This is a genomic window from Neoroseomonas oryzicola, from assembly GCF_012163135.1.
Lineage (GTDB): Bacteria > Pseudomonadota > Alphaproteobacteria > Acetobacterales > Acetobacteraceae > Neoroseomonas > Neoroseomonas oryzicola.
The window spans coordinates 308,282-318,115 of record NZ_JAAVUP010000001.1; the positions used below are offsets into that span (position 1 = coordinate 308,282).

Genomic DNA, 9,834 nt, shown 5'->3' on the forward strand with positions numbered 1-9,834 from the left:
CCTCAGTACCCCGCGCCGGGCCGTGTCCCCGCCCGTGCTGTGACTCCGGTAACAACCCGTTGCTGGGTGTGACAACCCGAACCTCTGTTACCGGGTGAAATGCGGAGTGATTTGCCGAAGGGACGCCGCTCCCGAAGCCGTTATAGGGAGAATTTTCCTGTAAATGGGGCAGGATTGGGGCGAGGTCACAGTGTGGTGGCCCGAAAACAACAACGCCCGGGGCATGTGCCCCGGGCGTCAACGTCTGAGTCGAGGAATGGTTTCCCGTCCGACCCCAAACCGGGGCCGCGCCGCATCAGCGGCAGGCGGTGACCATGATCTCCACCAGGTGGCGCGGGTCGGCCATGTTCGCCTCGACGCAGGCGCGGGCCGGGGCGCCGCCGGCCGGCAGCCAGCCCGTCCAGAGCTCGTTCATCGCGCCGCGGTCGCGGATGTCCTTCAGCCAGATCTGCGCCGAGAGCAGCCGCGTCTTGTCGGTGCCGTTCGCCTCGAGGGCGGCGTCGATCTTCGCCAGCACCTCGGCCGTCTGGCCCTTCACGTCCTTGGAGAGGTCGTCGGCGGTCATGCCCGCGAGGTAGACGAAGTTGTGGTACTCGACAGAGGACGAGAGGATCTGGTTCGTGCCCTGGCGGGTGATCTTGCTCATACCGGCCGCTCCTTCGCGAATGATGCGCCCTTGGCGCGCGGCGGTTCTAGAACAGGAACGGCGGGGCGGGAATGACCCGGGCGGCGGCTATTTCTTGCCGGCCGCTGCAAGACCCGCGCAGAACGGGCAGGGGCCCGCGCCGCCGTCATCGGCGCGCAGGCCGGATTTGCCCGCATGGCAGGGAATACCGTCGCGGCAGGCCGGGACAGGTTCGGAGCCCGCCGATTTCGCGAAGGCCACGCGGGGGGCGGCCGCGACGGCAAGGAGCATCGGCAGGGTGGAGGCGGCGAGACGGCGGCGCGATGTCATGGCGCCATCGTCCATCCGCGCCGCGGTCGTGGGAATGAAACGCTTCAGGGCAGCGACGGCGCGGCGTGGCGTCCGCCGCACAACGGGCAGCGCGTCCAGCTCGGCGGCGGCAGCGCCTCCTGCAAGGCCTGGCAGGTGATCAGCCGCCCGCCGGGATCGCCGCAGTTCCGCCCGGGCGGCGTCGGGCCGGCCACGGCCGCCGCGCGCCCGGCGCTGTCCGGCAGCGCGGCCAGCGGCAGCACGGCGAAGGGCAGGAGACGGCGTGGGATCATGGCGCACCCTGAATCCGGTTGGTGAAGCCTATCCTGACGCACGCCGTGGTTGAAATGACGTTTCGCGGCGCTCCCGCCCCGCGCTACGCGACCGCGTAGGTGCTGCCCGAGGCCGCGGCCCCGATCATCGCCTCATAGACCGCGACGCCGTGGATCGCATCCTCGACCGGCAGCGGGTAGGCGGGGCCGCCGGCAACCGCGGCGGCGAAGGCGGTCAGCTCCGCGCGCTCGATGTCGGTGACCGGGAAGACCTTTTCCTCCGGCGTGCCATCGCGCCGGCAGACGATCAGCGATTCATGCCCGTGCAGCACCGCCCAGGCATCGGTGCCGAACAGCCCGACACGCCAGAAGCGCGGGGCCAAGGCAAGCGTCGCGAAATTCGCCGTCACGCCGCTTTCGAAGCGGAACAGCCCCGCGGTGGTGTCGTCGAGCCCGTTCTCCAGCACGCGCGCATGGGACTGCACCGTCACCTCCGCGATGCGCCCGGCGAGGTTGATGAACATGTCCACCATGTGGATGCCCATCCCGCCCATGCCGCCAAGCGGGCTCTCGGCGCGGTTCGCGCGCCACATGCCGGGCTTGTAGGCGAGCGCGCCGGGCCCGCTGAACTGCCCTTCGACATGCAGCAGCGTACCGATGCGCCCGTCGGCCAGCATCGCCTTCATCTCGGCGACGGCGGGCAGGAAGCGCCGGTTGTGGCCGAGCGCCATCACGACGCCCGCCGTGCGGCAGGCCACGACGGCGGCCTCCGCGCTCGCCTTGGTCATGGTGAAGGGCTTCTCGACGAAGACGTGCTTGCCCGCGCGCGCCGCGGCGATGACCTGGTCGGCGTGCATCCCGTGCGGGGAGGCGATGGCGATCGCCTGCACATCGGGATCGGCGAGCACGGCATCAAAGGAGGGCAGGATCCGGATGCCCTGCTGCGCGGCCCACTCCGCGGCGCGCTCGGGGCGGCCGGTGCAGCCGGCGACGAAGCGGATGCCGGCCTCGTTGCTGCCCTGCACGCTGTTCACCAGCGTCTGGCCCCACTTGCCCATGCCCACGATGGCCGCGTTCAGCATCGTCATCCTCGCTTCGTCCGTCTCAACGATTGGAATGGTCGGGCGATCCGCCCTCGAGCGTCTCGGCCATGCGGTTCAGCCGCGACAGGCCCCAGGCGACGACGCCAAGGGACAGCGCGACGGCGACCAGCGTCGGCCAGCGGAGCCCGAAATGTTCGCCCGCCGCGCCCAGCAGCAGCGCCCCCAACGCCGGGCAGGCTCGCGTGATCAGCCCCCAGAGGCTCAGCACGCGCCCGCGCATCGCCGGGTCGGAGGCACTCTGCGCCAGGGTCTGCACGCTGATGCCGTGCACCGACCCCGCCGCACCCATCAACGCCGCGCAGAGCAGCCCGAAGGGAAACCAGGCCGTCGCGACGAAGCCCGCCGTCGCCAGCGCGAGCGCGCCGACGCCGAGCACGGCGAGCCGCGTCGTGCCCGCGAGCCTGCCGCGCGAGGCGACCATCAGCCCCGAGACCAGCGCGCCGATCCCGAAGGCCGCCGTCAGCAGCGCGAGGGATTCGGCGCCGCGCCCATAGGCGCGCTCGACATAGGGCGGCAGGATTTCCTGCACGCCGCGGAGCAGCAGCGCCGCGACCGCGGCGAAACCGAGGATCGGCCCGAGGCCCGGATGCCGCGCGGCGTAGCGCACGCCGTCCAGCATCTCCCCGAACAGGCTCGCCGTCGCGGCGTGGCCGCGGCGCTGCGCGGCCTCCACGCGGAGCATCGGCGTCGTCGTCGTCGCGACCAGGTAGGCGAAGGCGTTGCAGGCGATCGCGGGCCAGACGCCGGCCACCGCGATCAGCGGCCCCGCGAGTGCCGGCCCGACGAAGCGCGCCACGTTGAAGGTCAGCGAATTCAGCGCCACGGCCGCCGGCAGGTCCGCCCGCGGCACCAGGCCCGGCATCAGCGACTGGCGCGCCGGCTGGGCGAAGGATGCGGCGACGCCGCCCACCACCTCGAGCACCAGCAGCGCGCCGATGGTCACCTGTCCAGTCGCGACCAGCAGTCCGATCAGTGCCGCGTTCAGCCCGATCGCCGCCTGGCTCAGCATCGTCATGCGCACGCGGTCGGCGCGGTCCGCAACCGCCCCGGCGAGGGGGCTGACGATGACGGCAGGCGCGAGGTCGCAGAAGGCGACGACGCCGACCCAGAACGCGCTGCCGGTCAGTTCCCAGACCAGCCAGGACACCGCGATGCGGTGCATCCACAGGCCCGTCCAGGCCATCAGCGAGGCGCCGAAGAAGATCCTCGCGTTGCGGTGGGAAAGGGCGCGGCCGAGCGTTCCGAAGGATGCCATGGCGCGGATTGCCGCGCCCTCAGTTCCTCCGCCCGCGGGTCGTCGTCGCCGGCGGCGGCGGATCCTGCGGACGCGGGCCGGCGGTGTTGGCCCGCACGCATTCGCGGATCAGGTCCTCGCGCAGGACGCGGCGGTTGAAAGCATCGGCCTGGATCCGCAGCGTCGGGATGTTGTTGGTCGCGTCGCCCTGCAGCATCGCGGCATCGTCGCGCGCGGCCTGGCCGCGTTCGCGGAAGTTCACCGCGCGCTCGGCCTCGGCCTCGCACTGGCGGCGCAGCGCCGCATCCTGGCCGACGCCGGCCTCCGCGGCCTGGAGCGAGCGCGGGGCGTTCTGCTCCGCGCAGGCCCCGAGCAGCAGGACGGCGAGGATTGGCAGCGCCGGGGCGATGCGGTTCATGCGGAAACTCCGGACGGAATCGGGCGTGACAATAACCGGCGGAGACCCGTTTCGTCGAACCGCGCCGCCGCGTCCAGGGGCATCGCCGCCGCCGCCCGCAGCAGGGCTGGATCGATCTCGATCCCCTCCGACGTCATGGCGAAAAGGCCACGCAGCCATCTCGCCCGCGTCATGACCTCGACCAGCGCCAGCAGGCGCAGGCACAGCGACAGCCCCCCCATGGTGCCGAGGTCATGGGCGGCGTCGACCGCCTCGGCCCAGCAGGCGGCATCGGCGTCGGCAAGGAGCATTTCCTGCGCCGAGCCGTCCGGGCGGCGGAACAGCAGGCGACGCGGGGCGCCCCAGCGTTCGGCGGCCGCGGCGGCGCGCGCGCGGTCCCAGGCCGCTTCGAGGTCGCGCGGCGCGACCGGGGGCAGCCCCTCGGGCGGGATCGGGATGGCATAGGCGAGCACCCCGTCCGGGGCGCGCGCGACCCGGATGGGTGTTGGCATGTGCCCAATGTGGGGCAGCGGGCCGCCCGGCGCCACCGCCGCGACGACTTGACCCGCCCTGCGCCTGGCGCAGTCTTGGCGCATGACCGAAACCGCCGAGCTCACCGCCACCGAGGCCCTCGCCGCGATCCGCGCCGGGCGCCTGACCGCCGCCACCTATGCCGAGGCCTGCCTCGACCGCATCGCCGTGCGCGAGCCCGATATCAACGCCTTCGCCTGGTTCGACGCCGCCCAGGCGCGCCATGCTGCCGCCGCGTCCCGCTCGGGGCCGCTGGCCGGGATGCCGATCGGCGTGAAGGACGTGCTCGAGACGGCGGACCTGCCGACCCAGCATGGTTCTCCCGCCTGGGCCGGCTACCGGCCGCGGTCCGATGCCGCCTGTGTCGCTGCGGCACGGGCCGCCGGCGCCTTCGTCATGGGCAAGACCGTGACGACCGAATTCGCCACGCGCCATCCGGGCCCGACCGCCAACCCCGCCAATCCCGCGCATACGCCGGGCGGGTCCTCCTCGGGGTCCGCTGCCGGGGTCGGGGCGGGCTTCTTCCCGATCGCCTTCGGCACCCAGACGGCGGGCAGCATCGTCCGCCCGGCGGCCTTCTGCGGCGTGGTGGGCTTCAAGCCGTCCTACGGCACGCTGCACCGGGCGGGGATGAAGGTGATGAGCGAGAGCCTCGACACCATCGGCGTCATGGCGCGCAGCCTCTCGGATTGCGCGCTGGCGATGTCGGCGATGAGCGGCCTCGACTTCGGTGCGCCCGACGCGAAGGCGCCGCGCGCGCCGCGCCTCGCGCTGGTGATGGGCCCGTCCGCCGACCAGGCGGCGCCCGAGACGATCGCGCTGATGGAACGCGCCGCCGAGGCCTGCCGCCGGGCCGGCGCGACCGTTACGCCCGTCGCGCTGCCCGACATCTTCGCCGAGGCCTACGCCGCCCATCCCTATGTGATGAACATGGAAAGCGCGGAGGCGCTGGGCTGGGAACTCGCCCATGCACGGGCGCAGATCTCCGAGGTGCTGCGCGAGAGGATGGATTGGGGCCGCGCCCAGCCGATCGCGAAGCTCATCGAGGGTCGGGCCGCCTTCGCCGCCGCCCGCGCCGCTTTCCCGGCGGCGATCGAGGGCTTCGACGCCGTGCTTTGCCCCTCCGCGCCGGGCGAGGCGCCGAAGGGCCTCGCCTGGACCGGGGACCCGGCCTTCAACACGCTGTGGACGCTGCTGCACGGGCCCTGCGTGACGGTGCCGGCGGGGCGCGGGCCGAACGGCCTGCCGCTCGGCGTACAACTCGCCGGGCGCATCGGGGACGACGCGGCGGTGCTGTCCTGGGCGGCCTGGGTGAAGGCCGCCCTCGGCTAGCCTGCCTTCGCGCCGAGCGGGAGGCCCTTCAGGGCCTCCATCGTGTCGAAGTCGCGCAGCACGGCGTCGTCGGCCATCTCGACCTCGACCATCCGGTCGGCATGCTTGCCGACCAGGTGGCGGGCGCCGACGTCGCCGGTGATCGACAGCATCTCCGGCAGGAATTCCCGCGCCCACAGCATCGGGTTGCCCTGCTTGCCGCGGAAGGTCGGCATGACGATGGCGCGGCCTTCCTCCGGGTCGAAGGCGGCGATCAGCCGGTCGAGCATCGGCCCCGAGACCAGCGGCATGTCGCCCAGGCAGATCACCACGCCCTCCGCCTCTGGCGGCAGCGCGGCGAGGCCCGCCTTGAGCGAGGCCGAGAGGCCCTCGGCGTAATCCTCGGCATGGGCGAAGTGGACGGGGCGGCCCGCCAGCGCTTCCTCCACCCGGTCGCGCTCATGCCCGGTGACGACGATGACCGGGCGGGCATGGCTGCCGAGCGCATTGTCCACCACGCGCGCGACCATCGGGATGCCTTGGGTGTCGGCGACGAGCAGCTTGTTCAGCGGCGCCATGCGGCGCGACCGGCCGGCGGCGAGGATCAGCGCGGCGACCGTGCGGGCGCGGCGCGGGGCTAGCGCCGGGGGTGCGACGCGCGGCGCCTGTTCTCGCGGCAGGGGGCGGACCTCGATTTCCTTCAGCAGGCCGCCCACGCCCATGCCCATCACGTCGGCGGCCGTGACCGGCACGCCGGCGAAGAGCCGTTGCAGCACCCAGTCGAAGCCGTTGAGCTTGGGGCTGCGCGCGCAGCCGGGCAGCACCATCGCCGGGATCTCCCCGATCCGGCCGAGGCAGAGCAGGTTCCCCGGATCGACCGGCATGCCGAAATGCAGGATCTCGCCGCCCGCGCGCACGATGCCGGCAGGCCCGACGTCGCGCCGGTCCACCACCGCCGAGGCGCCGGCGACGAGCAGCAGTTCCGCCCCGGCGCGCTTCAGCCGGTTCAGCGCGTCGGCGATCTGCGCTTCCTCGTGCCGGACACGCTCGACCGGGAGCATGGTGCCGCGCAGGTCCTCGACGCGCGCGGTGGTCGCCTCCACGGCGCCTTCCATCACGCTTTCCTTGATGCCCGGCAGTTCCGTCAGCACCAGCCCGACCTTGAGCGGGCGGAAGGGGTGGATCGCGAAGGGCGGCGCCTTGCCGCCCCTGGCGACCGCTTCCACCACGCCGAGCACGGGGCCCGGCACGGCGAAGGGGATCACCTTGATGGTCGCGATCATCTCCTTGATCGCGACGGGGGTGTAGTTGGGCAGGGTCGCGACGGTCAGGCTCTCGTCGATCGCGTTGATGGCGTTGATGCGCTTCTCGTCGATCACCAGCAGGCCGGCGGTCTCGGCCAGCAGGTTCACCCGGCCCGTCGCGGCGCGCGACCGCGCGACGAGCGGCGCCGTCAGCGTCACCGCCAGGCGCTCGGCGGCGTCGTTCTCGGGCACGTCGCCGGCTTCGAGGCGGGCGGTGATCACCTCCCGCTTGCCGCCGTCGCGGATGGCGGCGATCGCCTCCTCGTCCAGGACCGTGCCCTTCTTCAGCACCTTGCCCGGCAGGCGGAGGGAATGGGCGAGGATGGCGCCCTTGGCCTCCTCGAGCGGGGTCGGGCCGAAGATCATGCGGAGATGCCGATGCTGACGCGGCCGTCCTGGGGCGCGGGGAGGGGACGCGGTTCGCCGAGCGCGGCGCCGCGGCGGGCGGCGACGATCTCGGCCATCACCGACACAGCGATCTCGGGCGCCGTCACCGCCTCGATGTCGAGGCCGACCGGGGCGTGGATGCGCGCGATCGCGTCGTCGCCGTGACCGAGCTCCTTCAGCCGCGCGACGCGCTTCGCATGGGTGCGCCGGCTGCCGAGCGCGCCGATGTAGAAGGCCTGGCTGCGCAGCGCTGCATCCAGCGCGGGGTCGTCGAGCTTCGGGTCGTGGGTCAGCGTCACCACCGCGCTGCGCGCGTCCGGCTTCAGCTCGGCCATCGCCTCGTCCGGCCAGTCGGTGCGCAGCGTGACGCCGGGCAGGCGTTCCTCGGTGGCGAAGGCGCGGCGCGGGTCGACCACGATCATCTCGAAGCCGAGCGGGGCCGCCATCGGCGCCATGGCCTGGGCGATATGGACCGCGCCGACGACGATGATGCGCAGCGGCGGATTGTGCGGATGGACGAACCAGGTCTCGCCGTCGAGGTCGACATTGGTCGCCTTCTCGCGCCCCAGCGCGTCGCGCGCGGCTTCGGCCAGCGCGCCGGGCAGGGCTTCCTGCGGCCAGAGGTGCTGTTCGCCGTCCGACATGCGCGTCAGCAGCACGACGGGGCGCTGCGCGGCGCGTTCGGCCTGCAGCCGCGCGAGGATCTCGGCCTTCACGTCAGCGGCTCCACGAAGACCTTCACCTTGCCGCCGCAGGACAGGCCGACTTCCCAGGCGCGCTCATCCGAGACGCCGAAGTCGAGCAGCTGCGGCGCGCCGGTCGCCATGGCCTGCTTCGCGGCGTCGGCCACGGCGCCTTCGATGCAGCCGCCCGAGACCGAGCCCGTCAACTTGCCCGAGGCGGTGACGGCCAGGCGCGATCCGGCCGGGCGGGGCGAGGAGCCCCAGGTCTCGACCACGGTCGCGATCGCGACCTGCTCGCCCGCGGCCTTCCAGGCGGCGGCGGTGGCGAGGATGTCCTCGGACTGGGTGGTGTCGGCGGTCATGCGGCGATCCTCCCGCGCTGGGCGGCCTGGCGCCCCGACAATGTGGCGACCAGTTCGCGCAGGCTGTTCAGATTATGCACCGGGCGGAAATCGTCCACATGGGGAAGCATCGCCCGGATGCCCTGGGATTTGGGCTGGAACCCGTCGAACCGCAACAGCGGGTTGAGCCAGATCAGCCGCCGGCAGGATCCGCGCAGCCTTTCGGTCGCCTCCGCCAGCCCCTTCGCCCCTTCGCGGTCGAGCCCATCCGTGATCAGCAGCACCACCGCGCCCTGGCCCAGCACGCGCCGGCCCCAGAGCCGGTTGAACAGCGCGATGGATTCCCCGATGCGCGTCCCGCCCGACCAGTCCGGCACGATGTGCGAGACCATTTCGAAGGCGACTTCCGGATCGCGGTGCTTCAGCTGCCGCGTCACGTTGGTCAGCCGCGTGCCGAACAGGAAGGTGTGCACGCGGTCCCGGTCGTTCGCGACCGCATGCAGGAAATGCAACAGGACCTGCGCGTAGCGCGACATGCTTCCGCTGATGTCGCACAGCGCCACCAGCGGCGGCGGGCGCGTGATGCGGCGCCGGCGCTCGAGGTCGAGGATCTCGCCCCCCGTGCGCAGGCTTTCGCGCACCGTCGCGCGCAGGTCGGCGACCGGGCCGAAGGGATCCGGGCGGAAGCGACGCGTGCGCTGTTCGTCGAGCGGCAGCACCAGGCGCCGGATCTCCTGCTTGGCCTGCGCGATCTCGGCGGCCGACATGGCCTCGAAGTCCATCGACTGCAGGCGCTCGCGCTCGCTGACCGTGAAGGTCATGTCGTGCTGCGGCGGAGGTTCCTCGGGCGGCTTGGGCTTCGGCTTGTTCTCCTGCATCGCCTCGGCGAGACGGCGGGAGACCGGCGGCGCCTTCTCGTCCTTCGGCTTGTTGCCGTCCATCAGCGCCATGGCGGCGGCGTGGGCGGCGGCCTCGGGGTCGCGCCAGAACAGCTGGAAGGCCTGGTCGAAGAGCTCGAAATGCTCGCGCTTGTGGACCATGACGGCGCGCAGCGCGGCATGGACCTGGCGGCGATCTGCGATGTCGATCTCTGTCAGCGCGGCGAGGCCCGCGATGGCCTCGCCCGGCCCGAGCGGTAGGCCGGTGCGGCGCAGCAGGCGCGTGAAGGCCAGCAGGTTGTCGGCGAGATGACCACCGGGGGCCATCGCCGCGCCCGCGGCGCGCGCTTGGGCGGCACCGATGATCGCCGCGGCATCGCGGGTGGGGGTCAGGGCCATGGGCAGGCCGGGGGAGGGGAACCTCCCCCGGACCCCCTCCCTTCTTTGGCCGTCACCAAT

Annotated in this window: 12 protein-coding genes; 1 reads left to right on the top strand and 11 read right to left on the bottom strand. The window is 72.6% G+C overall.

The genetic code is table 11. The features are described from left to right. Window positions 1-295 precede the first annotated feature (295 nt). The 7 genes from GWK15_RS01515 to GWK15_RS01545 all read right to left on the bottom strand — a co-directional run bounded on the left by GWK15_RS01515 (window position 296) and on the right by GWK15_RS01545 (window position 4,452). Window positions 296-646: a RidA family protein gene (locus GWK15_RS01515; RefSeq protein ID WP_168038377.1), complete on the bottom strand. Its 351-nt coding sequence runs from the start codon at window positions 644-646 to the stop codon at window positions 296-298. Window positions 647-733: 87 nt separating this feature from the next. After that, window positions 734-955: a hypothetical protein gene (locus GWK15_RS01520; protein ID WP_168038379.1), complete on the bottom strand. Its 222-nt coding sequence runs from the start codon at window positions 953-955 to the stop codon at window positions 734-736. Between the two features lie 44 nt (window positions 956-999). Then, window positions 1,000-1,227 (bottom strand): hypothetical protein, encoded by a 228-nt coding sequence (locus tag GWK15_RS01525; protein ID WP_168038381.1) that lies wholly within the window; start codon window positions 1,225-1,227, stop codon window positions 1,000-1,002. Between the two features lie 83 nt (window positions 1,228-1,310). Continuing rightward, window positions 1,311-2,294 carry a Gfo/Idh/MocA family protein gene (locus tag GWK15_RS01530; protein WP_245211379.1) on the bottom strand — a complete coding sequence of 328 codons (984 nt, stop codon included), beginning with the start codon at window positions 2,292-2,294 and terminating at the stop codon, window positions 1,311-1,313. A 16-nt stretch (window positions 2,295-2,310) separates the two neighbouring features. Then, window positions 2,311-3,564: an MFS transporter gene (locus tag GWK15_RS01535; protein ID WP_168038383.1), complete on the bottom strand. Its 1,254-nt coding sequence runs from the start codon at window positions 3,562-3,564 to the stop codon at window positions 2,311-2,313. Window positions 3,565-3,583: 19 nt separating this feature from the next. After that, entirely contained in the window at window positions 3,584-3,961 is a 378-nt protein-coding gene (locus GWK15_RS01540) for a hypothetical protein (protein ID WP_168038385.1), read from the bottom strand. Continuing rightward, window positions 3,958-4,452 carry a hypothetical protein gene (locus GWK15_RS01545; protein ID WP_245211380.1) on the bottom strand — a complete coding sequence of 165 codons (495 nt, stop codon included), beginning with the start codon at window positions 4,450-4,452 and terminating at the stop codon, window positions 3,958-3,960. Before GWK15_RS01545 ends, GWK15_RS01540 begins: the two co-directional genes overlap by 4 nt. 82 nt (window positions 4,453-4,534) lie before the next feature. On the opposite strand from GWK15_RS01545, the gene GWK15_RS01550 reads away from it, so the two are divergent. Continuing rightward, window positions 4,535-5,803, top strand: a complete 1,269-nt coding sequence (locus tag GWK15_RS01550) for an amidase (RefSeq protein ID WP_168038387.1) — start codon at window positions 4,535-4,537, stop codon at window positions 5,801-5,803. Here GWK15_RS01550 and GWK15_RS01555 read toward each other — a convergent pair. Genes GWK15_RS01555 through GWK15_RS01570 form a run of 4 tightly spaced genes read right to left on the bottom strand, consistent with a single transcriptional unit; the run spans window position 5,800 to window position 9,774 of the window. Then, window positions 5,800-7,452, bottom strand: coding sequence for an NTP transferase domain-containing protein (locus GWK15_RS01555; RefSeq protein WP_168038389.1), 1,653 nt, complete (start codon window positions 7,450-7,452; stop codon window positions 5,800-5,802). The genes GWK15_RS01550 and GWK15_RS01555 overlap by 4 nt on opposite strands. Beyond that, complete coding sequence (locus GWK15_RS01560) at window positions 7,449-8,189, bottom strand: XdhC family protein (RefSeq protein WP_168038391.1); 741 nt, start codon at window positions 8,187-8,189, stop codon at window positions 7,449-7,451. Before GWK15_RS01560 ends, GWK15_RS01555 begins: the two co-directional genes overlap by 4 nt. Continuing rightward, window positions 8,186-8,518, bottom strand: a complete 333-nt coding sequence (locus tag GWK15_RS01565; RefSeq protein ID WP_168038393.1) for an XdhC family protein — start codon at window positions 8,516-8,518, stop codon at window positions 8,186-8,188. The genes GWK15_RS01560 and GWK15_RS01565 overlap by 4 nt, the downstream gene beginning before the upstream one ends. Continuing rightward, window positions 8,515-9,774, bottom strand: coding sequence for a vWA domain-containing protein (locus GWK15_RS01570; protein WP_245211381.1), 1,260 nt, complete (start codon window positions 9,772-9,774; stop codon window positions 8,515-8,517). Before GWK15_RS01570 ends, GWK15_RS01565 begins: the two co-directional genes overlap by 4 nt. Window positions 9,775-9,834 lie beyond the last annotated feature (60 nt).

Coding starts and splice junctions, on each gene's coding strand:
- GWK15_RS01515 (WP_168038377.1), bottom strand. CDS start 646: ATGAGCAAGATCACCCGCCAGGGCACGAACCAGATCCTCTCGTCCTCT.
- GWK15_RS01520 (WP_168038379.1), bottom strand. CDS start 955: ATGACATCGCGCCGCCGTCTCGCCGCCTCCACCCTGCCGATGCTCCTT.
- GWK15_RS01525 (WP_168038381.1), bottom strand. CDS start 1,227: ATGATCCCACGCCGTCTCCTGCCCTTCGCCGTGCTGCCGCTGGCCGCG.
- GWK15_RS01530 (WP_245211379.1), bottom strand. CDS start 2,294: ATGACGATGCTGAACGCGGCCATCGTGGGCATGGGCAAGTGGGGCCAG.
- GWK15_RS01535 (WP_168038383.1), bottom strand. CDS start 3,564: ATGGCATCCTTCGGAACGCTCGGCCGCGCCCTTTCCCACCGCAACGCG.
- GWK15_RS01540 (WP_168038385.1), bottom strand. CDS start 3,961: ATGAACCGCATCGCCCCGGCGCTGCCAATCCTCGCCGTCCTGCTGCTC.
- GWK15_RS01545 (WP_245211380.1), bottom strand. CDS start 4,452: ATGCCAACACCCATCCGGGTCGCGCGCGCCCCGGACGGGGTGCTCGCC.
- GWK15_RS01550 (WP_168038387.1), top strand. CDS start 4,535: ATGACCGAAACCGCCGAGCTCACCGCCACCGAGGCCCTCGCCGCGATC.
- GWK15_RS01555 (WP_168038389.1), bottom strand. CDS start 7,452: ATGATCTTCGGCCCGACCCCGCTCGAGGAGGCCAAGGGCGCCATCCTC.
- GWK15_RS01565 (WP_168038393.1), bottom strand. CDS start 8,518: ATGACCGCCGACACCACCCAGTCCGAGGACATCCTCGCCACCGCCGCC.
- GWK15_RS01570 (WP_245211381.1), bottom strand. CDS start 9,774: ATGGCCCTGACCCCCACCCGCGATGCCGCGGCGATCATCGGTGCCGCC.